The organism is Vibrio genomosp. F10 str. 9ZD137 (assembly GCF_049974785.1).
Classification (GTDB): domain Bacteria; phylum Pseudomonadota; class Gammaproteobacteria; order Enterobacterales; family Vibrionaceae; genus Vibrio.
On record NZ_JBNGCJ010000354.1, the window covers coordinates 1 to 23,935 of the forward strand.

The following is a 23,935-nucleotide window of genomic DNA, read 5'->3' on the forward strand; positions in this document are numbered from 1 at the left end:
TCCAAGCAGTGCTGATGCGGCTTGCCAATCATCACTTAATGCATCGAAGGCAGGATAAAGCAGCAGCACGCCCAACGGGATTTGAAAATAGACATAGATAACCAGCAACCCCCATTGGCCATAAAGATTGAAATCATCAATCAAGCCGTATTGCTTGAGCAGCAAAGTGACGGCGCCATTCATGCCCAAAACAATGATGAACGAAAAAGCGAGGGGAACACCAGAAAAGTTACTGCTCATATTGGTAAAGGCAATGACACCATCGCGAATTTTGCTATCGACTCTTCTTAATGAGGTCACCAAAAGGGCAGAAACGGCTAACCCAATAGCACTCGACCAGATAGATAGCCAAAGACTGTTACCGAACGCTTGCAGCATGAAACTTGAATCAAACACATCAAAATAGTTTTCAAGGCCAAACGACTCTTCATAAATAAAACTATTGATGAGTACCCAAACCATGGGAGCCAATTGAAATAAGTAAAAGAACAGTGCAAACGGAACAAACCACAACGCAGGTTTTAATTTTCGCCATAATGTTGTTTTTCTTGTCGTTCCTTTAAGCTCAGTAGAATGTGGCTGATGTGGTAGGACGGTGTGACTCATAATACGAATACTTCCGGTGAGTAAAGTTTGTCATGATCCAGACTAAGTAATTGACAACACATGCCACACAGTTCTGTTTGCTTTATGTCGAGCTGTTGTGGTGATGCTGGTAAGGTAAATCGGTCACCAATCACAAACAATGGCACTTCGCGCTCTTCAGGTAAGATACCGCCATGAGAACGGTCATTGTTCATTCCATGATCACTCGTGATCATTATTTGGTAGCCGCTGCTTAACCATGAATCTATATAGTTCGAGAGGTAGCTATCGGCCGCTCTCGCAGCATTTCGGTATTGGGGAGAATCCAATCCGAATTTGTGGCCAGCATCATCAATGTTCATTGGGTGAACCAATAAGAAATCGGGCTGGTGACGCTGCCTTAGTGATTCAGCGTCAAGAAATAACGCTTCATCTGGATAGTGATCCCAGTGATAAAAATGCCCGTGCTGAATATTCAGTGATTCGTCGTTAGTATGACGGTCTCGCACTGCATCAAAAGGGGCTTGGTTATAGAGCTCGCTCACCCAATGATAAGCCGCAGCGGCCGTCACTTTTCCCTGTGAATGTGCCAGACTAAACACAGACTCCTGAGTCGAAAGGCGTGCGATATTGTTATTCACAATACCGCTAAGTACCGGAACAACCCCCGTTAAAATGCACTCATACAGAGGTCTTGAAAGAGAAGGTAACTCGCACCGCAGTTTGTATAATGTTGATTTTTGCTGTTCTATTAAACCGTTTAAGTAGCCCATACATTCTTGGGCTACTTGATAATTCAGTCCATCAAGAACAACAAGGATAACCTTATTGCTCATAGTGACTTCTTACTGCTGGTGAATGAGGACGTTTTCTTGCCATTGACGTGGCAATTTACGTGCGGATTTTTCCCACGCAGTAAAGTCGCTAACTGGGTGAACATTGCTGTACTGATCATTCGGTATCAGCTTGTCTTGTACCGATTGAGGAAGAACAACCGATGAACGAATAGGACGTGCGTAGCCTTCAGCAAGGTTAATTTGTCCTTTATCGCTGAAGATATGTTCACGCGCCAACTTTGCAGCATTAGGATTTTTCGCAAATTTGTTGATGATGGTGGTATAGCCAGAAATGACAGAGCCATCTTGTGGAATGTTTACCGAGAATCGGTCACGGTTGATTTGATCACGATAATTGAGCGCATTGAAATCCCATAGAATCGCGACTTCAACCTCCCCTTTCTCAAGATTAGCAATGCTTGGGTTGGTAAAAGACAGTCGGCCTTGTTTCGCCAGCTTCGAGAAAAACTCTAACGCGGGTTCCAAGTTCGTCTCGTCCCCGCCATTGGCAAATGCTGCCGCCAGTACTGCGTTGTTTGCTTGCGCTGCAACACCCACATCACCGACAGTGACTTTGTAATCCCCTTTGAGAATATCGTCCCAAGATGTTGGTGCATTTTTCACAAGGTTGTTGTTTGAGATGAAAGAGATCGTTCCGGTATAAGCCAGAGCCCAGTGCCCTTCTTTATCCTTAGCCCAATCAGGAATGTCATTCCATGTTGTTGGTTTGTAAGGCTGTGTCACCCCTTTCTTAACCGCAACGCGAGCGAAGGCAAACCCAACATCACCGATATCCGCAGTTGCGTTTTTCTTCTCTGCATCAAACTTTGCGATTTCCTGCGCTGAACTCATGTCGGTATCTTGGTGTTTGAGCCCGTAGTTAGCACTGATATCTTGCCAGGTATCTTTCCAGTTTGCCCAGCTATCTGGCATGCCGACACTGTACACCGCGCCTTCTTTTTGCGCGGCTTTGATAAGTTGTTGTACATCAGAGTCGCTTGCTAAAACAGGGGCAGAAACAAGCGTTGTTGCCAGTGCTAATGTCGTTGCGGAGGTAAACATAGTGTTCATTGTCGCTATCCTTCTGGACTAGGTCAGTAAATTCGTGTTTTATACTATTAAGTGAATGTTACAAATTCGCTTGGTTATAAAGACGCTTTTATTGAATTTATATGACGTTTTGATTTCACAGAAAGAAAGCGCAGCAGAAGAGAGGTTAACTATACGCCTGTCATGAAAGTGTTACCTCTTGCACTTAACGTAGACCCCATAAAATCAATGGACTAGGTCAATGACAACTCAATTAAATTCATCTTCCGATTCCTTACTCAGTGTGCAAGTACCTGCTCAATCACCCTCGCTATCACCACCACAGGGGATCAATCGGCCCACGCAGATATCGAGAATAAAGGGCAGTATCCGCGAGCAAATACGCAGTAAAGTTTTACGAACTGGGCAAAAGCTGCCTTCGGAACGAAAGCTGAGTGATTTATTTGCAACCACAAGGATCACCATTAAAGATGCGCTTACCTCGCTGGAAACCGAAGGGCTAATTTATCGGGAAAAACGACGGGGATGGTTTGTGTCAGCCAAAAGAATTCGCTACAACCCGCTTTCACGTTGCCACTTCCACCATATGATTAGCGATCAAGACCGCGTCGCTGAAACTCGGCTGATAAGTATAAGAAGTGAATTGGCCAGTGGCGACTATGCAAACGCACTTGCCATCGATAAGATCACGCCAATTCAGATCATTGAAAGGCTAAGATTTATTGACGGACGTGTCGTTCTCTATGTAGAGAACTGCCTCATCTCTGAGCTGTTTCCTAATATCCTAGATGAGAACTTAACCGATTCTCTGACCAGTATTTACCGTGAAAAATACGGCTACGAGACACAGCGTTCTCGATTTGATGTCATCCCTACCTCTGCTCCTCACCATGTTGCAAAAGCATTAAACCTTGCAGAAGGGCAACCTGTACTAAAGATCTCACGAGTCAACTACAAGCAAGATGGCGAAATCATGGATTGTGAACTCGAATACTGGCGCCCCGATGCGGTCATGATCTGTATTGATAGTAACTCAAAATAATGTAATGGTTAATGCGATACTGGCTCTTTAACGTCAAGTACATCAGTCATCTAAAGTTTAAGGCTAACAGCGATAACATGACAAAAACCTAGAGAGCTAACCGCTTTCATTAATGGACTATTAGGAAATATTCTATGACATACAATGACGTTCTATTATTTTGGTTTGATGAATTAGGCCCATCTAAATGGTGGGTAAAAGATACGCAAATCGATACTCTGATTACGAGCCGATTTTTGTCTCTTCATGAACAAGCAGTAAAAGGGGAGCTGTTCGAGTGGCGATCCTCAGCAAGAGGACGTTTGGCTGAAATCATTGTGTTAGACCAGTTTTCTAGAAACATGTTTCGAGACACCGCTAAATCGTTTGCCTCTGACTCACAAGCCCTAGCCTTGGCACAAACCGCCATTGAACTTGGACAAGACCAAGAACTGAGCGCGATTGAGCGAAGCTTCCTCTACATGCCCTACATGCACAGTGAGTCACTGGCGATTCATGATATTGCCGTTGAGTTATACAAAGAAAATGGGATTGACGCGAATGTTGAATTCGAAATAAAGCATCGCAATATTATTGAAAAATATGGCCGCTATCCGCATAGGAATGCCATTGTCGGTCGAACATCAACCGAGGAAGAAGTCGAGTTTCTTACCCAGCCTAACTCTTCGTTTTAGTGCGTTCGTTTTAGTGCGGTTGACTCGATGTGTCAGAACTCGTCTGAATTAATACAGATTGGCATTGAAAACCAAGCCTATTTTTGAAGTCATAGGCTTGGCATTTTCAATACTTAGAAGAAATCGATAGAGTGTCGACCGCTTTTGTCGTCTTTGGTTTGCGTTGGTTGCTCTGCTTTTTTACTGGCGGATCGATTGCTCATTGAAAGGCTGCTACTGGTCTCTTTCTTCGCTGGCTTTGACGATTTTTTCTTAGCCGGGGTCTTGCTCTTATTTGAAGTCTTACTCGCTTTTGACTCTGCGGCTTTCTCTTTTTTGTCTTTTTTCTCTTGAGGTTCAGTGACTGGCGCATCACACACCACCACATAATACTCTTGGTTGAATTCGAAAAAATCACCATTGTACATTTTACGACGTTTACGGGTTTCTAATTCACCATTAACGGCCACATAACCTTCAGAGATATAGTGCTTTGCTTCTCCACCACCACCGACTAAGTTAGCAATTTTAAACACTTTATATAGCTCGATGGGATGAGAAGAGACATCAATCCCGATCGCTTCTATTTCAATTTCTTCACCGTCATACTCTTCTTCGTGAGAGGCGTCATCGTAATCAGGCTCTTGATAGTTTGGATCTTGGTCGTGTTGGTCATGATTCATAGTGTGATCGCTAAATTAATCTGGTTGTCTTAAAGTGATATGATCGGCAGTGTATACGTTCGCTTTGAACAAATAAACTAAAGTTACTTTCAGGGCTATTCAAGCCGTCTTATGGAATCATTTTATGCTTACTCCCATCGCAGTTAGGTTGACTCAAGGAACCGACTTGAAACAAGCCATTCAGCAGCTTATCACCCAACACAACATTCAAGCGGGTAGCATCGCCTCATGTGTGGGTTGCTTGTCTTCTATCCATCTTCGTTTGGCTGGTGCAACAGAAAGACTCCAAATGACAGCACCGTTTGAAATCGTGTCTGTCATGGGGACACTGACGCCAGACCACCAACATATTCATATTTCAGTCTCGGATAACGCAGGGCAAGTGTTAGGTGGGCACTTGCTTGATGGGAACATTATTGACACAACCGCCGAGCTTATCGTTCATCACTATTCGAACCTTTCATTCACACGCGAAGAAGATGCCAACACAGGTTTCACTGAATTGGTGGTCCATAACATAAAGCAAGGAACTGAAAGCGAATAGCTGAAGGCGAATAACCCAAAGCGATTGATCTAAAACTGAGCAGGGAACGTATTAGTAACAAACCAATCGCCATATGAGTAACCGCAGTGAAACACATTAATACGCAGCAACTTACCGAAATGAACAACCGGTACAGAGCCCATTTAATTAACAGCCTGTCAGGTTTTAAAAGCGCAAACCTCATTGGCTCGGTTAATACTCAGGGGCAAACCAACGTTGCTATGTTTAGTTCAGTGATTCACCTTGGCGCTTCGCCTGCGTTAGTGGGCTTCATTATTCGACCAGCCAGTGTTCCTCGCCATACGCTTGACAATATTTTGGAAACTAAGCAATACACCATCAATCAGGTTAGCGAAGAGTTTTACATACAAGCGCATCAAACCTCGGCTCGGTACTCTAGAGAACACAGTGAATTCCAACAAACAGGATTACAAGAACAATACATCCACGGCTATGACGCCCCATTCGTTAAAGAGAGCATGCTGAAATACGCGCTAACGTTAAGAGAGATAGTGCCCATTGCATTGAATAATACTCAACTTGTGATTGGAGAAATCACCGACATTCTGTGCCCAGAAACAGTGATTCAAGAAGATGGTTACATCGACATCGAGTCACTCAAAACCACCAGCATATCTGGGTTAGATAATTACCATACCAGTCACCGACTCTCTCGTTTGAGTTACGCGAAGACAGACAGCATGCCTCGATCCATTGCGCTCGATGGCGCAAAAATAGCAACCACGAGTTAGAATAATTCGACCGGTGATACCGATTAGGAAAGCGAACATGTTAACGATTTTTTATGACGGGCACTGTCCGATGTGTGCCACAGAAATGCGCCACCTGAAACAACACGATACCGATGATCTCATCGAGCTTGTCAATATCCACCAAGACAATTTTGCAGCTCGTTATCCCAATATTGATTTTTCAAAAGCAATGAAGATTTTACATGGTACGTACAAAGGCGAACTGTTACTCGGTCTCCAAGTCACCCACCGCGCATGGACGCTAGTGGGGAAAGGATTTTGGGTCGCTCCGTTGAACTGGCCTGTCATCAAAACAGTCAGTCACTGGGTATATTTGGCTATTGCAAAATACCGACATCAGGTGTCTGCTGTTTTGTCGAGGCTGCCTGGCGTAACCGCTGAACAATGCTCAACGAACGCCTGTTACGGTAAGTCGCCAAATCGTAAAGAAAGCCATCATAAAGAGCAGTAAGCAAAAGTAACGAACCCTTAACTCGTTACTTTTCTAAATAGCCACTCAAGTGGGCCGGTATCAAAGCGTTTTAACCATACCACGCTAAATAGAATGCTAAAGTCGATAAAGAGTAACGTACTGAAAAATACCACCGTCAGTGATTGTTTATCAAATAACCCCAGTATGTCTAATAACCCTAACCCCACGACAATATGCCCAATGTAAAGTGACAATGCCAGGCGTCCGGTTTTCGCTATCCATTCAACGACTATGCTATTTCTTCCTGAGTCAGCAAGCTGTAAACATGCCATTAGAACTATTAACGCGCTGGCGCTGCTTGAGATAATGTATTGCGGCATCGGAGGTATCATTTCCCTACTGAGCAGCAGCAAGAGTTCTTGAATTTCTAATTCGGTTAAATATTCACCCGCCCCCATCAACTGTTCACGTAACATGAAGAAACCGACTTCAACAGCGATGAATAGCGATAATGAAATAAGCAGTATTTTCTTTCTTAGGGTCTTATCGAATAAATCTAATCGCCCTAAGTACATACCGAGTAAAAGAAAAGAAAACCAAGGAAAAACCGGATGAAAACCGTTAAAGAACAATTGTTTTAGAAACCCATCGAAGGACCAAAAGTTCACATAGGTTAAACTCGACCAATCCCAACCCTCGTCATAATTGAACATCATCAATAAAACAGGAAACAAAACAATACAGAAAACACCAATGGAGGCTAACTGCCTGTTCGTTAGGGTAAAACATAAAGCAGATAACATAAAATAAGCACCATAAAAATGCAAAATGTCGGCTGGCCAAACCAAACTAAACATGAGCCCAAGCACGATTAACGCCATGCCTCTTTTTACTAAACGTATGCGCGCTTGTTTTAATGAACGACCCTCCTTTGCTATGCGAGCCTTATTGGTCGCGACAGTGATACCAATGCCCGCCAAAATGACAAATAAAGCCGCGGCTCGACCTTCAAAAAGAGCACTCAATGACAGCATTAATGGATGTCCGAACTCTACCTCCATGGCCACTTTATAGTTAACAAAAATCATCACAAAAACAGCCACTGCTCTCGATAAATCTAACCCTGTATTCCTGGCTTTCATGCTTACTCCGTTTATCCGTCAATTCGATAACAAATAGAGTAATGCAAAGCTTCCACCGCTTTTGTAAGGCTCTGTAAGTCACGGCTTACAGAGCCTTACTGAACAATTGAATTGGACTGCCTAAGATAATTCGCATTATTTAGGGAGTCAGCGATGAAGATGAGAAATTGGATTTTTACAGTGGGGATGACGGGTTGCGTTTTATGTTCCGCAATACTGAACGCAGCAGAGAAAGAGCAACAAAATAAAGCGACTGGGGAACTCATCGTGATCATCAATAGCGCCCGAAACGATCAAGGCCATATTGAACTGCACTTAATGAACAGCACTGACCAATTTAATAATAAATCCCCTTCCTATTCGGTTTGCCATACAGCAATTAATAACCTAAAAGCGCAGTGTTCTTTTCAATCATTACCCTACGGTGATTACGCTATTTTTGCCTTTCACGACCAAAATTCAGACCAAACATTAAATTATAACTTTCTAGGTTCTCCTACAGAAAAATTAGCGATCAGTGCTGTCGACCTCGCAGACAATAACCAACCTACTTATTTACAAAGCCGATTTGAATTTAGTAGCCCCAAAGCTCAGCTGTTTCTCAACCTGCAATAGGCGTTATTAGCATGCTCAAAACTATCTTCCATGTAAGAGTCAGACAAATTTTTGCTTTTTCGATGGCAATGTTCATTTTGCTGGTGGTCTTAGATGACCTGGAAAAATCGACGATTGTTCCTGCTCCCATAAAGAGCTCAACCAGCATTCCCTTGGTTTCAGCAGTGGCGACTGAACCTATTACTCAGATGCCAACATTACAACGCTTGGCGTTTGTTGAGCCGGTAAAAGTCAGCCAAATTACCCCGCAAGTCTCGGGCACCATCATCGAAATTTCGGAAGCGTTTAGAAAAGGCATGTTGTTACCGAAAGGCAAGGCACTGCTGAAAATTGATCCGCTACCTTACCAAATCACGTTGGCACAAGCTCAATCTGGCCTAATTGACGCAGAGATCGCGTTAAAAAATGCGGGCACACGCTTTGTCCCTGGTAGCTTAATGATCAAACAAGCTCAAGCACAATTAGCACTCGCAAAAATACGCTTAAAACACGCCCAGAAAGACCTGAGCGCCACCTCGGTACGTTTGCCTTTCTCTGGGGAAATAAGGGAAATTTCAGCTCGGTTAGGGGAATTTATCAGCGCGGGTAGTAGTGTAGCCAGTGTATTGGCCGCCAAAGATAAAGAGATAAAAGTCCAAATAAGCGTTGATGACTTTGCTTTGTTAAGTCATGAGCTCATGCAACAAACGATCACCTTAGACAGTTTAGACGGCCAGCAACAATGGTCGGCAACCATCATTGGTGTAAGCCAGCACGCGAGTAACTTGCAAAGAACACTCTACTTGCAAGTCGCTGAAGCCGCATCGCCTATTTATGGTCAGTATTTATACGCCAACTTACCCATTGAAGGTTGGCACCACACCGTTAGCCTGCCAGAAAGTGCACTGACGTTAAAAGGGGAAGTCTGGTGGATTGACCAACATCAGCGCCTAAGTAAATCCTCATTAGAAAACTACTTAATAGATAACAAACGCGTGTACTTCTCTGTTGCTGAAAGCGTTGCTAAGCATGCTCTTCTGTACCCCAGCAATTCTTATTCTCAGGGCATGCAAGTGCGCCTCAAAGCAGAATTATAGGAGGTCATCGTGATCACTTGGTTTACTCGTCACCCGATCGCTGCAAATTTATTGATGATTATATTATTAGTCGGTGGCGTCTTGTCTGCGAATAATATGCGTAGAGAGATCATTCCTAAATTACCCGCCAATGAAATTAGCGTGACCGCATTTTATGATGGGCGCAATGCACAACAAGTTGATGTTGAAATAACCCAAAAAATTGAACAAAGCTTACAAGGCATTGCGGGTATTAAAGATATTCAGTCTTCGTCGTCACAAAGTAGCGCTTACGTTGCCATTAAAAAGCAGCTAGATTACCCCATGCAAGTGTTACTCGATGACATCAAGTCTGCCGTGGATAACATCTATGACTGGCCTGAGCTTGCAGAAAAACCACAGGTACAAAGGAAAGAAGACAGTTTTGATGCCTTAATTGTCCAGTTATCTGGTGATAGTGATAAAGACAGTTTAATCAAAATAGGCAAAGAGCTTAAACGAGCCCTTTTAGCCAACCCAAAGATCCACAAAATTGAGGAATATGGTTCGAATAAGTACGCCATTTCAATCAATATCAACCCACATAAAGTCCGTGAATTGGGGCTTACTTTCGCTCAAGTTTCACATGCCATTCGCCAGCAATCGACTCGAAATAAAGATGGGTTATTAAAAACAGACAATGGACAGATTTTACTCTACACCAGCCACCTAGCCACCCATCAACGAGAGTTATCTAAGCTCATCATTCAAACCTTCGATAATGGACAAAAAATTCGCCTAGAAGATGTCGCGACCATTAATGATGGTTTTGTTGAGCACGACAGTAAACTGCGTTTTAACAACCAATTAAGCCGTGCTTTTGCCATCAAGATGTCTGCAAAAAGCGATGTATTGGAAATATCGGAGCAAGCACACCTTGTTGTCGAACAATTCAAAAAAAACTTACCCAATAATCTACACATTACCCTTTGGTTTGATGCCAGCCAATACGTAGAACAACGCTTAGACCTGCTTGAAGACAGTGCCCTACAAGGGTTTATTTTGGTGTTCATTATTCTTAGCTTGTTTTTACAAATACGCTTAGCACTCTGGGTAGCATTAGGCTTACCCATTGCCATTTCCGGCGCTTTTATCGTGCTTGGGCCTCTCGGTTTTCAATACACGATCAATGAAGTGACCACCTTTGGGTTTATTCTGGTGTTAGGTATTTTAGTTGACGATGCCGTCATTGTCGGTGAAAGCATCTATTCCCAGAAACAGAAAAGTACCCATCAACAAAAAAGCACAGACCCATCCCCCCTGTCTGATCAATGTCAAGCGACGATCATTGGTGCTAAAAAAGTCGCGCTACCGACTATTTTTGGCGTCTTGACCACGGTAGCAGCGCTCTTCCCTATGACCTTTTTCCCCTCAGAAACGGGCCGTCTATTTGCCGGTTTTGCATGGGTAATGATCATCGCGTTGCTGTTTTCACTTCTGGAATCAAAGCTTATCTTGCCAGCGCATTTACGTAACATTACGGTGCCTAAAACTGTCAATAACAACCGGATAAAAACCTATCTTCAACAACTCAGATGGTTGCCACAAACGCTCTTAAATGCGTTTAATCATCATATCTATGCTCGGCTTCTCACCCTAAGTTTACGCTATCGTTATGCCTGGTTAACCGGCTTCATTGCACTGAGCATCGCTGTGCTAGGTGCACTCTATCAAGGAAAAATCCGCAGCGTACTGTTTCCCGATGTCCCGGGAGACCTAATTATTTTCTCTGTTGAATTAGAGAACAACGCTCCCCTTACTTTAATCCAACAAGCGCAACACAACATTGAAGCGGTGAGAGACCAGATTAATCAGGATTACCGGACTGAATATAACCTTAAGGGTGACGTGATCGATAAAAGCTTATTAGTGATGGACGAACAAGGCAGCATCACCGTTTTTGCACAACCTCTAGACAGAGATAAACGCCCTGGTACCAGCCTCAAGAGTATTGCAGAAGCTTGGCGAGCCCCCATCCGTCTATTAGAAGGGGTAAAAAGCAGTGAAGTTATGATTTCCTTAAGTGGATCGGGCGATAATGCTACCTCAATCGTTCTACAACACCCCAATAAAGACATACTCAAAGAAATATCAACGCAGGCCAAGCATTGGTTTACACAGCAGGAGGCGATCAGCAATGTAAAAGAGCAGCAAGCTAAGCCCATGCCGCAGCTTATCTTTTCTCTGAAAGAACAAGCACTCACCTTAGGTTTCACACACAAATCACTGACCGACCAGTTGGCCGCGGCTTATGGCGGTTTGGAAGTGGATCGTTTTTACCGAGATGGCCATAACATCAAAGTGACTCTGCAGTTAGAACGCGCCTTGCGAGATTCTCGCAGTGATTTTTCACAGATGCTAATTTTCAATGACCAAGGAAAAAGCTTCCCACTTCTGGCGGTAGCAGAGATAACACCTCGCTACATTAACAATTCCATTCAACGTGTTAATGGGTTGCTAAGCCGTCACTTATTATTGGAAATCGATAAATCTGTCACGTCGCCAGAGCTGGTTTACCAATATTTTGAAGACCAGTTTGTCCAAAAAATAAAGGCGTCGTACCCACAATTTAATAGTCAACGATCGGGGCAACTAGCCGAGACACAAAGCGCTAATCAAGGTCTCGCCCAAGCTTTCATTATTGCTCTATTAGCCATTTATGTTCTATTAGCCTTGCCGCTCAAGCGTTATGGTCAGCCTCTGATCATCATGGCCGCCATTCCCTTTGGACTTGTGGGCGCGATTCTTGGTCACCAGTACCTCGGTTTAAGCGTTAGTCTCTACTCTTGGCTAGGCATGCTTGCTCTATCCGGCGTTGTGGTTAACGACAGCCTGCTTATTGTGAATGCTTATAATCAACACCGTCTGAAAAATAACGCACGAAATAACCATCTAATCCGTCACTTATGCTCAGCTTGCCAAGAACGGTTCCGAGCTATTTTTTTAACCACGTTAACCACGTTTGCAGGTTTGTACCCGTTACTGAGCGCTGAATCTGAACAAGCTCAGTATCTCATTCCTGCAGCTGCATCAATGGCTTACGGATTGTTATTTTCTACGCTCATCTCGCTATTTCTTATTCCGATTCTCTTGCTTATCAGCAGTGACCTTAAACATTTTCTAATCGGCCCAACTCTTCGCAAAGTACCTCTTCCAAAAAGACCACGTAGCAAATCACCATTAAACCATAAGGAAATCCAATGAAACTAAGCGTAAAAAATAGCGGTCAATGGTTACTCGTTGCCGTACTTAGCAGCCCAGTAACAACGCAAGCTGAAGGCGTTTTCAGCCTTGGTCTAGGCGCTTTTAAAGGAGCCAGTGAATACAAGCAAACAAAAGGTAAGATTTATACGATTCCTTTTGTTTCTTATGACAGCGAGAAATTCTCAGCCAGTACCCTCTCTGCCAGTTATCATATGCCTTTGTCACACTCTTTTTGGTTTGATGCAACCGCGGCCCTGCGTTTACAGGGATTTGACGAAACATTAAGCGCTTATACCAAAGGGTTGGCGGAACGAGAATCGAGTATTGATGCAGGTTTTGCAGCGAACTATTTAAGCGAATACTTAGGGCTAGTGCGGCTCCATGTGATGCACGATGTTAGCGATACTCACCAAGGTTATGATGTGAAACTCTCTTACCAGTACCCTTTGAATCTACAAGCATGGGAAATTACCCCCTCCATTTTTGTACAGCATGAAAGCGATAAATTAGTGGATTACTATTACGGAGTAAGAAGCAATGAAGTAGAAGCTTGGAGAACATCTTATCAGGGCAGGTCTGCGCTACGTTATGGTGCGGGTATCAATATCACTTACAGTTTCGCACAAAACTGGTCACTGTTTATGATGGCAGATATTGTTCAATTTTCAGAGGGCATTACTGATAGCCCTCTGGTGGATACCGATACTACTTTGTATTCTGGCCTTGGTGTTTATTACAGCTTTTAAATATCACCATAAAACACGCACCGCCCAGTGAGCTATCTTTGATGGTTAACTGGGCATGGTGTTTATCCAAAATGCTTTTAACGATGGCAAGTCCTAACCCAAAACCTTCATTACTTCGGCTACTATCAAGCTTCACAAAAGGTTGCATTATCTGCTCTTGAGACTCTTTTTTTATGCCAGACCCGTCATCTTCAATCAACACCACACGTTGCTGATTTCGATTAATCAGGCTAATTTTAATCTGGCTGTCAGCGAACTTAAACGCGTTGATAATGAGATTTTCAAAGCAACGATTTAACAGTTGCGTATCGCCATCTATCCAACCAGATTGCAAATCTAGACTGCTTTCAATACTTGGGTACAAAACCTTCACTTTGTTAACGGTGTTGCTTAACAATTCGCTGAGTTGCAGATTTTCCCGATCTATTAATGCGGGTTGGCTGCCCATTTGAGCATAAAAAAGCCACTCATTGACCAGGCTATCCAGCTCATCTAAATCTAAATCCATGTCCTGTAGCTTGTCTTGGTATTGCTCAACCGTTTGGCACCCTCGACTCATATCGAGTGCGAAGCGCAAACGTGCGATGGGGGTACGTAAATCATGAGATACCCCATAAACTAGCGTACGTTGTTCTTGCAACAGAGCTTCGATTTGGCTCGCCATTTGGTTGAAAGTATTAGCCAGCAAAGAATAAGGCGCGGCGGTTGAAGTATCAGCGCGGACACTAAATAAACCTTTCCCATAAGCCTTGTATACCTTGCTGAGTTTTCTCACCTGCTTTTTATGTTGATAAACATAACAAAAAATAAATACCGCAATACACAGGATAACGATGCCCAAAAAACTCAGCAGGTATTTATGAAGCAATCCATGGCTACCGTAATTTTTTGTCATGATCAGATAGCAATCGCAACCTGGGTGATAATAGTACAGATTGATATTATCAATAGCCCAACCGCTACTGATGTCAGCAAATACCTCACGGCCCTTTAGCTGATTCAACAAAGGCTCTGGTAAATCAATATCAGCGTATGTCTTTAAAGAAAAGCGGTAACTAAAACGTTCAGCCCAATAACTTAAGCGAGCTTGTTTGTCTTGGTGGTTAAAGACATCCTCAGAAACAACTTGGTTAATACCACGCGTGTAGGCTAGCTCATCCTGCTTAATCGCGTGAATGTACAATGGGTCTAAAACAATAGCAGCAAAAAAAATAGCAAACACAATGGTGGCTGATAGGTAGATAAAAAGGGAACGAAACATAGTTAGATTAACCTTTAAGATTATTCTTGTACCAAGATGTAACCTTTAGCACGCACGGTTTTGATGTATTTATAAGGAGGTTGGCTATCTTTTAGCTTTCTTCTCAAAGAGCTAATGCGCATATCAATCGAACGGTCAAAACCATCGTATTCTAAATTGCGCACTTCACTGACCAGCATATCTCGGTTTAACACCACGCCTGGATGATGCATAAAGTAACTCATTATTTCCAATTCTGCTGCACTAAGCTGAAGACTTTCATTCGCTAAACAAAATTCTCGAGAGTTAACATTCAGGGTAAGATCTTGCACTTTTAACAGATTCTTATCGCTGACGGTTTGAACGTGATTATGGTTAAGACGAGAAAGGGCACGAAGTCGAGCCGACAAAATATGAGGCCGAAGTGGTTTGGTGATGTAATCATGAACACCAAGATTTAGAGCTGATACCTCTAAGAACTCATCTTTTTTTGCCGTGATCATGATAATGATGCCTAAAAAATCAGGAGAGATTTCTTTTAACACCTGCAATCCATCGCACCCTGGCAGCATCATATCCAACAATACGATATCAGGGATAACTTGATTGATTTGTTGGATAGCCTGTAGCCCATCATAGACACAACTGACTTGATAAGATTCCGCTTTCAACATGTCAGCCATCATGCGACTTAAACGCTTATCATCTTCAACGATCAAAACATGTGTATGAGATAGATCCATGCCGACTCCCAGTAAAAACTGCCCTTATAACCCATTATGCATAACTGACAACCATACATCCAAGTCATTATTTGTGGAAGAAACATACTTTAAATCTATAGTAACAATACTTGAGTATATAATTTCTAGGCCATGAGGAATGTAAGCCTATGTAAGCACGGTTTACCACCATAAGATGTTCGAAATCGCCTCGTTATCCTCCCCCAAAAAATAGTCGGCCAACTGATTATCAAGGTGTGCACTTTAACGTATGCGTTTGAGGGAAATGGCTATTTCCACCCCATACGCCATTCGTTGTTTGATTTCAGCTCGCGCCAGTCTATTTCGTACTCGTTGTTGTTCATTACAGCTTCAATAACACATTTGATGACGCTCTGGTTTTCATCAAACTCAACCAAGGTCACCATAAAGTGTTTTTCTTTATTGCTCACTTGTAGATGCGTCCATTTGCTGTTCAATAGTGTTTTAGGGCTAATTTTGTTCACTGCTGGCCTCGTCTAACTGATAACGCGATTAGTTGATTAGTTGATTAGTTGATTAGTTTGAAAATGTGGCTGAAAACAGATCCAGAGTAAAATCATCCTCACTGTTTTTCTTGAATAAGAACCCAATCTCTTCGATGTCTTCCGAACTGAGAGCGGGGGCATTGTCTATTTTTCTTCCTCTAAAAGTGGCTTGAAAATCGATCAAATTAAACGTCAGCGTTTGTCGTTTGTTCTCTTGAGTATCAAATTCATGAAAGTAATGAATGCGCTCTTCGCCAAAACTGCCCTTACGGTGGTTAGCAATGACTCTGACCTGATAACGCTGACCATCTCCTGCTATGTCGAGTGATAACTGGGTGAGATCTGCATCAATGACATCAACTTTATGGAAAACCGCACTAAAGCCACCGCTATTCTCTAAAGAAATGGTGCCTGAAAATCGAGTCTTCTTTGATGTTAAGACCACCGCGCCTTTTGAAATTCCACCCATCACATTGTCGTTACTGACTCGCCAAAGATGACGAGTATCTTGATTCGTAAAATCAATCATATAATTATTAGCGCTCTGCTCTGATTGTTCTAAACCCATTGCTGACACCGAACGTATGCCTCCAATCTCTTGAGCATACAGAGGACGTGCTAGTGAAGTGAAGATAACTACAATCGCAACCTTTGTTAGAACACGGGATGTCAACATACTGATCTCCAACTGGCTACCGATCCACAATTAACCCTAGGCTCAAACATCTGTTTTCGAATAAATTCAGCTATTCAGCTATTCAGCTATTCAGCTAACGATAGATAACCGAGAGCGTTTAACCACTCTCTTTAGCTAATCTCTCGTTCTCTTCATCTAATAGTAAACCGGAGACTTTGCTTAGAAAAACCTTGAGAGTGCTCTCTTCTTGATAATCAAAATCGTACAAGCCATGGAACACCAAAGAGACGGTGAGATCTTGGTACATCAACCAGCAGGTATAGCCATCAAAATCATGGGAAGCCCTAATACCAGCAAACTCATAAACGCCGTCTGATTTGTTGCCTTTTCTTGTGATTAGATTAAAGGCTCTGAGCAACTTTTGTTTTGTTACTTGATCAATTTTCATCGCGTATCCACGTTTATCCATCTATTGGTTTTATAAATACGTCACGAAGAGACAATTAGATCAATCGACAAGATATCATTCACCATAGTGATGGTCTCGATTACATTGAACTAAAAAGTAGAAAAGTCTGAAGGTTAACGAATGCCTGTTAACCTTTCTCGTTAAAAACTCGACAAAGACACCAACTGCTGTGTATAACTTTGTTGAGGGCAACGAAACATTTGTTGCGTTTCACCCTGCTCAACAATCTCACCGTTTCGCATCACTATTGTGTAGTGGCATAACGACTTAACAACGTTAAGATCATGACTGATAAACAAGTAGGTTAAGTTATATTTCTGCTGCAATGATTTAAGTAAATCCAAGACCTGCGCTTGAACGGTTCTGTCCAGTGATGACGTCGGTTCATCCAATAGAATAAATTCAGGTTTTAGAATCAACGCTCGCGCGATGGCGATACGCTGCCTTTGCCCTCCGGAAAATTCATTGGGATAACGGAATCGTGTGTCTGGATCCAGATCCACCTCTTTCATCACATCACAAATCATTTGGTCAAGCGTTTGCTCATCGAGTTGTTGATGAACGGTCAGCCCCTCGCCTATCACTTGAGCGACTGACATTCTTGGGTTTAACGCTGAAAATGGGTCTTGAAAGACAACCTGCATTTTACTGCGAAACGGTAACATCGCTTTCCGATCTAACCCTTGAAGTTCATGCCCTTCATAGGTGATAGAACCTTGAGAATTAACCAGTTTTAAAATCGCCATACCTGTGGTCGATTTACCTGAACCGCTTTCTCCTACTAGCCCAATAGAATGTCCTTGTTTTAATTCAAACGCCATATCAGTCACGGCTTTGATATGAGAGGTGACACGTTTAAACAATCCACTTGTTATTGGGAACCAAACTCGTAGATTGTTAACATTGAGCAACGTTGGAGCCGTTTCTGAAACCTCAACCGGCAAACCTCTGGGATCTGAGTTGATGAGCTTGAGCGTGTAAGGGTGTTTAGGCGCAGAGAAGACGGTTTTACTTTCACCCACTTCGACTAGCTCACCGTCCTTCATTACCGCGACGCGATCGGCAATGCGACGCACAATACTCAGATCGTGGGTAATAAACAGCATTGCCATACCGAGTTCTTGTTGAAGCGCTTTCAAAAGATCGAGGATCTGCGCTTGTACCGAAACATCTAATGCCGTTGTAGGCTCATCGGCAATAAGAAGCTCAGGCTCGTTGATCAACGCCATTGCAATCATAACTCGCTGGCGTTCCCCCCCAGACAACTCATGGGGGTAGGATAATATCTTTTGCTCTGGGTACCGAATCCCCACTTTGGTTAACCACGATACCGCCAATTCTTCGGCTTTTTTCTGCCGCACTCCTCGATGGATCGTCAGCGTTTCCACTAACTGCTTGCCAATTTTGTGCAATGGATTCAGCGATACCATCGGCTCTTGGAAAATCATTCCAATTCGACCGCCACGAATCCCACGAAGCTCCCGTTCAGAGCAGCTTAAAATATCAATACCGTTAAAATTAATGCTGCCACCAAGGTAGTGGGAAGCCCCCTTTGGTAACAGTTTAAGGATTGAATTAGCGGTCACAGATTTACCCGATCCACTTTCTCCAACCAGCGCCAAAGTCTCGCCTTTATTAATGGTCAGCGACACCTTGCTAGTCACTTGTTCTATCTCCGCCTTGCGGCCAAAACCAACCGAGAGATCGTTGATCGTCAGAACGGTTTGAGGCGCATCGACTTTAGATTCGTTAGTCATGATTAACGACCTCCCTGAGCATGTGGGTCGAAGGCATCGCGAACCGCTTCCCCAACAAACACCAGCAGCGTTAGCATCAACGACAACACCACAAACGCAGAAATACCCAACCAAGGTGCTTGAAGGTTCGCTTTACCCTGCGCGAGAAGCTCCCCTAACGAAGGCGACCCTGCGGGTAAACCAAACCCAAGGAAGTCCAATGAAGTCAGTGTCGTGACGGAACCGGACAGGATAAATGGCATCATGGTTAACGAGGCTACCATCGCATTCGGCAGCATATGACGGAGCATAATTCGCTTGTCATCCACGCCCATCGCTTGAGCCGCTCGAACATAATCAAAGTTACGACACCGCAGAAACTCAGCTCGAACCACCCCAACCAAACTCATCCAACTAAAGAGAACCATAATTCCCAGCAGCCACCAAAAATTCGGTTCGACAAAACTCGATAGAATAATCAATAAAAACAGTGTTGGCATACCAGACCAGACCTCGATAAATCGCTGACCCATAAGGTCAATCCAACCTCCATAGTAACCTTGAGTTGCCCCCACGATGACACCAACAAGACTAGAGACAATCGTCAAGACAAAACCAAACAGCACTGAAATTCGAAAGCCGTAGATAATTCGCGCCAATACATCTCGGCCTTTGTCGTCAGTGCCGAGCCAATTAACCGAATCAGGCGCCGAAGGTACACTGCCAGCGATATCAAAGTTAATCGTATCGTAGCTGAAGCGGATGATAGGCCAAATAATGTAGCCTTTCTCTTCGATTAAATCGGTGACAAAGGGATCGGTGTAATCGGCTTCTGTTTCAAATTCACCACCAAATTCGGTTTCTGCGTATTGCTGAGTAATGGGGAAATACCAACCGCTGTCATAATTGACCATTAACGGTTTGTCGTTCGCAATTAACTCGGCAAATAAGCTTAAAAAGAACAGAACACCAAATACCCACATTGACCAGTAACCACGCTTGTTGGCTTTAAAACGAAGCCATCGTGCTTTATTCAGTGGATTCGCGCGCATTTTACTAATCATGCTGTCTTGATTTTTAGTCATTGTCCCTTGTACTTCATTCATATTATCGAGCCTCAAAATCAATTCGAGGGTCAACCCACGTATAGGTCAGATCGGAGATAATGCTTAAGAGTAACCCCAATAGCGTCATAATATACAAAGAGCTAAACACCACCGGATAATCACGCTGAATGGTCGATTCAAAGCCAAGTAGGCCAATCCCTTCTAACGAGAACATCACTTCAATAAGCATTGACCCTGTGAAGAAAATACTAATGAATGCGCTAGGAAAGCCCGCAATGATGATCAGCATGGCATTGCGGAAAACGTGTTTATACAAAATAGTATTTTCATCCAGCCCTTTCGCGCGAGCGGTGACGACATACTGCTTGTTAATTTCATCCAAAAATGAATTTTTAGTCAGCATGCTTAATGTGGCAAATCCACCAATGACCATTGCGAAAGTTGGCAACGCTAAGTGCCAAAAGTAATCGAGAACTTGCTGATACCACGTCATTTGGTCAAAATTGCTCGACACTAAGCCTCTGAGTGGGAACCAGCTAAAGTAATTACCACTGGCAAAAACAATAATCAGAATAATCGCGAACAGGAAACCGGGAATGGCGTAGCCAATGATCACCAGTGCGCTTGACCAAACATCAAATCGGGAGCCATGATGGATGGCTTTTAATATGCCAAGTGGAATGGAAATCAGATAAATGATTAACGTACTCCACAGCCCAAGGGAGATAGAGACAGGCAAGCGTTCCACAATAAGATCAATCACATTGCCGCCTTTAAATAAACTTTCACCAAAGTTAAACATGGCGTAGTTTTTTAGCATTTCAAAATAGCGAACATGAATCGGCTTATCAAAGCCAAATTGGCGTTTTATCTCTTCAACGACTTCAGGGTCAAGCCCTCTTGAACCCTTGTAGCCAGACGCTTTATCATCCGTTCCGGTCGTGAGTTCGACTTCATTACCACCACCAGAAAACCGCTCCATAATCCCAGAGTTATGACCTTCTAATTGCGCAATAGCTTGCTCAACCGGTCCACCTGGTGCGATCTGGATGATAAAAAAATTAATCGTGATGATCGCCCACAAAGTGGGGATCACTAATAATAAACGCCTAAATATATACGCAGCCATTGAACCCTCTTTTAACGACGTTTTTCAGGAAGTTTGGCGGATTTCTCTTCAGATACCCACCAAGTATCAACCCCCAAATCGTATTTAGGCATCACAGCTGGTCGTTCAAATTTGTCCCAAGTCGCCACTCGATATTGACCAATATGCCACTGAGGAATGATGTAGTAATTCCACTGCAACACTCGATCAAGTGCACGGCCCAGCGTTAGCAACTTGTCTGGATTTTGTTGATTGGTAGAGATTTCACTGGTTAAGTGGTCAACAACAGGATCCATCACCCCTGCGTAGTTGTAACTCGAATCAATGTAATTAGAGTTCCAAATGATCATTAGGTTAGGGCTTGGATACGGGTTAGCTGAATACGACGCTGAAACCATGTCAAAGTCGCGGTCACGCCACCTTTTTATGTACTGAGTCGTATCGATAGTACGGATTTTCATTTCTATACCCATACGTTTCATGTTCTTTTGCACAGGAATCGCAAATCGCTCTGTGGTAGGGCTGTATATTAACAATTCGAACTCAAATGGCTGACCGGTTTCTACGTTCGTCATCACCTTATCTTTTAGCTCCCAACCCGCTTCTTTGAGCAATTTAAACGCGGATCTCATTTCACTCCGAATTCGGCCAGAACCATCCGTGACTGGTGGTTGGTATTCATCGGTGAACACGCTTGGGGAAATACTCTCTTTAAACGGTGTTAACAACGCTATTTCTTCTTTTGATGGCAACCCTTTCGCTTCGTAATCGGTATTTTGGAAATAGCTACGAGTTCGGGTGTATTGTCCGTAGAACATATTTTGATTCATCCATTCAAAATCCAACGCATAATTTAACGCTTGTCGAACTTTGGGATCTTTAAAAATATCACGCTGTGTATTGAACACGAATCCTTGCGTAGATTGAGGGCTTTGATGAGCGATCTCTTCTTTTTTTATGAAGCCCTTATCGAAATTTGTGCCAGTGTAAGAATTTGCCCAAAACTTAGCGGAACTCTCTTGTCGCAGGTCAAACTCGCCCGCCTTAAAGGCTTCCAACATCACCGTATCATCACGGTAGTAGTCATATTGAATTTGCTTAAAGTTATTACGCCCAATATTCACAGGAAGATCGGCTGCCCAGTAGTTATCGACTAGCGCATAAGTGACGCTCTGTCCTAGCTTAAATTCTTTAATCTTATAAGCAGAACTTCCGATAGGCGGTTCTGAAAGGGGTTCAGAAAAGTTTTTATCTTCCCAAAAATGTTTCGGCAGAACACTCATGCCTTGAGCAAGACTGAACAGTTTTTCTCGATTGGGTGTTTTCATATCAATTCGAGCCACCAAATCACTGACGGCGGTGACTGATTTGACATCCTGATAGTAGACTCGGTATTGAGGCACCCCTTCTTTATTGAACTTGTCAAAAGTGAACGCGACATCATGGGCGGTTATTGGGTGTCCATCATGAAATCGAGCCTTAGGATTTATATCGACTTCAAGCCATGTATAGTCATCTGAATAACGAACCTTAGACGCTATCAAAGGGTAGTAGGCATCAATTTCATCGCTTGGGGAATACATCAACGTGTCATATAGCTCACCCGATTTTGCCGCCGGGACCCCACGTGATGCGTAACGGTTAAAGTTGTCAAAGGTACCAATTTGGCCATAAGTCACTTTACCAACTTTCGGGGCATTTGGGTTTACATAATCAAAATGAGTGAAGTTCTCAGGATACTTTGCTTCCCCAAAGCCGACCAAGCGGGTTGTTTCAATCACTTTTGCTTGGACTCCCGTCCCCATCATCATCAGAATCAAACCTAAAATAAGACGCTTTTTCTGTCGCATGACCTCTCCCTTTGCATTCCTTGGCGCTTGTTACCATATATACGCTGCTTACTCGAGCGAATATACCCATCATTAATATCTATTAATAATTCAGTTACTTGGATAAGTATATACCCAAGACTCCCCAAAGCGAGGTTTTGTTCTGTTGAGTTTGTCTCGTAAACTCAACTGGACTGTTTTTAGAAACGCGATAGGCGATAGAAACGCGATAGTTAGATCGGAGAGCCCTCTAGTTTCACTTAACTCAACATCGATTAGCACCACATTAATTGAACCAAGATCACAAAAATATAGGAAATTAGATGCATTGCAATCGGAAACATCGCTATTTGTAGAATTGCGACTAAGGTTTGTATGTTGAATAAAAAATCAATCAATATTCACTAAACGTCAGTCTCCAGCTACGTAAACCCTATAGAAAATAATAACGGCTTATATCTCCAATTCCGCCTCGTACACGGTACGAGGCTTTTTTTTGTTCTCTGCTTTGTACATCTTTCCTAACGCTCAGCACCATCTGAAATTATGAAATAGATATGGAAAAACCGCTGATACTTCAGCGGTTTCCATTAGTTCGTACTTTCAATTCACTTTTTGACATTCAACCAAGAGGTTAATTGACATCAATGACAATCTTTCCACGGGTGCGCCCTGATTGGCTTTGTAAGTGCGCATCCACTATTTGCTCTAGAGAAAATCGATGTTCAATCAATGGTTTTAGAAGATCAGCATCAACGAGTTGATTTAACTCTTTCAAAATTCGACTACTTGGTTCAATAAAAACAAACGCCGATCGAACCTTGTGCTCGTTTGCCACCGCTTCATCAGGCTGATCAACCACAGACACAAGAATGCCATTTTCCTTCAGCAGTGCCCAAGACGTCTTCTGTACATCGCCACCCATGGTGTCTAACACAATATCAACGGATTCAATTTGCTCAATCAACGGGGCTTTCGCATAATCGGCCGCTTGATCGGCACCTAATTCTTTCAACAAATCTAAGTTCACAGATGAAGCGGTTGCAATCACCGTGGCCCCTTTTGCTTTCGCGATTTGAATGGCCAAGTGACCAACCCCACCCGCACCCGCATGCACGAGAACTCGTTGACCTGGCTGTACATCGGCAACATCCACTAAGCATTGCCATGCTGTGATACCTGCTAAAGGTAACGAAGCGGCTTGCCCAAAATCGAGTTTCG

General features: G+C 43.2%; 24 protein-coding genes. 9 read left to right on the forward strand and 15 right to left on the reverse strand.

The annotated features are described in order from the left end of the window. The 3 genes from ACP45E_RS07810 to ACP45E_RS07820 form a co-directional block, all read right to left on the reverse strand. Positions 1-606, reverse strand: a 606-nt coding sequence (locus ACP45E_RS07810; RefSeq protein WP_069584863.1) for an ABC transporter permease, incomplete at its 3' end; no start/stop codon positions are given. Continuing rightward, complete coding sequence (locus ACP45E_RS07815) at positions 603-1,421, reverse strand: alkaline phosphatase family protein (protein WP_017039038.1); 819 nt, start codon at positions 1,419-1,421, stop codon at positions 603-605. The genes ACP45E_RS07810 and ACP45E_RS07815, both read right to left, overlap by 4 nt. Before the next feature lie 9 nt (positions 1,422-1,430). Continuing rightward, positions 1,431-2,492 carry an ABC transporter substrate-binding protein gene (locus tag ACP45E_RS07820; protein ID WP_017035639.1) on the reverse strand — a complete coding sequence of 354 codons (1,062 nt, stop codon included), beginning with the start codon at positions 2,490-2,492 and terminating at the stop codon, positions 1,431-1,433. A gap of 220 nt (positions 2,493-2,712) precedes the next feature. Between ACP45E_RS07820 and ACP45E_RS07825 the strand changes: the two genes are divergently transcribed. Together ACP45E_RS07825 and ACP45E_RS07830 are read left to right on the forward strand one after the other, a co-directional pair. Further along, positions 2,713-3,513, forward strand: a complete 801-nt coding sequence (locus ACP45E_RS07825; RefSeq protein ID WP_017039039.1) for a UTRA domain-containing protein — start codon at positions 2,713-2,715, stop codon at positions 3,511-3,513. Positions 3,514-3,647: 134 nt separating this feature from the next. Then, positions 3,648-4,187: a DUF924 family protein gene (locus tag ACP45E_RS07830; RefSeq protein ID WP_017035641.1), complete on the forward strand. Its 540-nt coding sequence runs from the start codon at positions 3,648-3,650 to the stop codon at positions 4,185-4,187. Positions 4,188-4,300: 113 nt separating this feature from the next. Here the strand turns inward: ACP45E_RS07830 and ACP45E_RS07835 are convergent, their stop codons facing one another. Further along, the gene (locus ACP45E_RS07835; RefSeq protein ID WP_017039040.1) at positions 4,301-4,849 is read right to left on the reverse strand and encodes an RNA-binding S4 domain-containing protein; all 549 of its coding nucleotides are present in this window, start codon (positions 4,847-4,849) and stop codon (positions 4,301-4,303) included. A gap of 124 nt (positions 4,850-4,973) precedes the next feature. Here ACP45E_RS07835 and ACP45E_RS07840 point away from each other — a divergent pair, with 124 nt between their 5' ends. The 3 genes from ACP45E_RS07840 (at position 4,974) to ACP45E_RS07850 (ending at position 6,617) form a co-directional block, all read left to right on the forward strand. Further along, positions 4,974-5,393: a PPC domain-containing DNA-binding protein gene (locus ACP45E_RS07840; protein WP_017039041.1), complete on the forward strand. Its 420-nt coding sequence runs from the start codon at positions 4,974-4,976 to the stop codon at positions 5,391-5,393. A gap of 86 nt (positions 5,394-5,479) precedes the next feature. Further along, on the forward strand, positions 5,480-6,145 hold the full coding sequence (locus ACP45E_RS07845) for a flavin reductase family protein (protein WP_017035644.1): 666 nt from the start codon (positions 5,480-5,482) through the stop codon (positions 6,143-6,145). 37 nt (positions 6,146-6,182) lie between these two features. Next, complete coding sequence (locus ACP45E_RS07850) at positions 6,183-6,617, forward strand: thiol-disulfide oxidoreductase DCC family protein (RefSeq protein WP_017039043.1); 435 nt, start codon at positions 6,183-6,185, stop codon at positions 6,615-6,617. A gap of 17 nt (positions 6,618-6,634) precedes the next feature. On the opposite strand, the gene ACP45E_RS07855 is transcribed toward ACP45E_RS07850, so the two are convergent. Then, a complete protein-coding gene (locus ACP45E_RS07855; RefSeq protein WP_017035646.1) occupies positions 6,635-7,720 on the reverse strand; it encodes a DUF418 domain-containing protein in 1,086 nt (361 codons plus the stop codon). 153 nt (positions 7,721-7,873) lie between these two features. Between ACP45E_RS07855 and ACP45E_RS07860 the strand changes: the two genes are divergently transcribed. The 4 genes from ACP45E_RS07860 to ACP45E_RS07875 are packed head-to-tail and all read left to right on the forward strand — an operon-like array spanning position 7,874 to position 13,379. Beyond that, complete coding sequence (locus ACP45E_RS07860) at positions 7,874-8,335, forward strand: DUF2141 domain-containing protein (protein WP_017035647.1); 462 nt, start codon at positions 7,874-7,876, stop codon at positions 8,333-8,335. Between the two features lie 11 nt (positions 8,336-8,346). After that, complete coding sequence (locus ACP45E_RS07865; RefSeq protein WP_017039044.1) at positions 8,347-9,411, forward strand: efflux RND transporter periplasmic adaptor subunit; 1,065 nt, start codon at positions 8,347-8,349, stop codon at positions 9,409-9,411. 9 nt (positions 9,412-9,420) lie between these two features. After that, positions 9,421-12,633 carry an efflux RND transporter permease subunit gene (locus tag ACP45E_RS07870; RefSeq protein WP_017039045.1) on the forward strand — a complete coding sequence of 1,071 codons (3,213 nt, stop codon included), beginning with the start codon at positions 9,421-9,423 and terminating at the stop codon, positions 12,631-12,633. After that, positions 12,630-13,379: a MipA/OmpV family protein gene (locus ACP45E_RS07875; protein ID WP_017039046.1), complete on the forward strand. Its 750-nt coding sequence runs from the start codon at positions 12,630-12,632 to the stop codon at positions 13,377-13,379. Before ACP45E_RS07870 ends, ACP45E_RS07875 begins: the two co-directional genes overlap by 4 nt. Here ACP45E_RS07875 and ACP45E_RS07880 read toward each other — a convergent pair. The 10 genes from ACP45E_RS07880 to ACP45E_RS07925 form a co-directional block, all read right to left on the reverse strand. Continuing rightward, positions 13,339-14,640: an ATP-binding protein gene (locus ACP45E_RS07880; RefSeq protein ID WP_017039047.1), complete on the reverse strand. Its 1,302-nt coding sequence runs from the start codon at positions 14,638-14,640 to the stop codon at positions 13,339-13,341. The genes ACP45E_RS07875 and ACP45E_RS07880 overlap by 41 nt on opposite strands. Positions 14,641-14,660: 20 nt before the next feature. Continuing rightward, positions 14,661-15,362, reverse strand: a complete 702-nt coding sequence (locus ACP45E_RS07885; protein WP_017035652.1) for a response regulator transcription factor — start codon at positions 15,360-15,362, stop codon at positions 14,661-14,663. Between the two features lie 269 nt (positions 15,363-15,631). After that, positions 15,632-15,847: a TIGR02450 family Trp-rich protein gene (locus ACP45E_RS07890; protein ID WP_026026775.1), complete on the reverse strand. Its 216-nt coding sequence runs from the start codon at positions 15,845-15,847 to the stop codon at positions 15,632-15,634. A gap of 52 nt (positions 15,848-15,899) precedes the next feature. After that, positions 15,900-16,544: a CIA30 family protein gene (locus tag ACP45E_RS07895; RefSeq protein ID WP_017039049.1), complete on the reverse strand. Its 645-nt coding sequence runs from the start codon at positions 16,542-16,544 to the stop codon at positions 15,900-15,902. 118 nt (positions 16,545-16,662) lie between these two features. Then, complete coding sequence (locus ACP45E_RS07900; protein WP_017035655.1) at positions 16,663-16,953, reverse strand: DUF3081 family protein; 291 nt, start codon at positions 16,951-16,953, stop codon at positions 16,663-16,665. 161 nt (positions 16,954-17,114) lie between these two features. Further along, positions 17,115-18,731 carry an ABC transporter ATP-binding protein gene (locus tag ACP45E_RS07905; RefSeq protein WP_017039050.1) on the reverse strand — a complete coding sequence of 539 codons (1,617 nt, stop codon included), beginning with the start codon at positions 18,729-18,731 and terminating at the stop codon, positions 17,115-17,117. Between the two features lie 2 nt (positions 18,732-18,733). Beyond that, positions 18,734-19,816 carry an ABC transporter permease gene (locus ACP45E_RS07910; RefSeq protein ID WP_017039051.1) on the reverse strand — a complete coding sequence of 361 codons (1,083 nt, stop codon included), beginning with the start codon at positions 19,814-19,816 and terminating at the stop codon, positions 18,734-18,736. A gap of 1 nt (position 19,817) precedes the next feature. After that, entirely contained in the window at positions 19,818-20,906 is a 1,089-nt protein-coding gene (locus ACP45E_RS07915) for a microcin C ABC transporter permease YejB (RefSeq protein WP_017035658.1), read from the reverse strand. Between the two features lie 11 nt (positions 20,907-20,917). After that, positions 20,918-22,696, reverse strand: a complete 1,779-nt coding sequence (locus ACP45E_RS07920; protein ID WP_241824284.1) for an extracellular solute-binding protein — start codon at positions 22,694-22,696, stop codon at positions 20,918-20,920. Positions 22,697-23,348: 652 nt separating this feature from the next. Further along, a partial coding sequence (locus ACP45E_RS07925; protein ID WP_141707254.1) for an NADP-dependent oxidoreductase occupies positions 23,349-23,935 on the reverse strand: 587 nt, incomplete at its 5' end.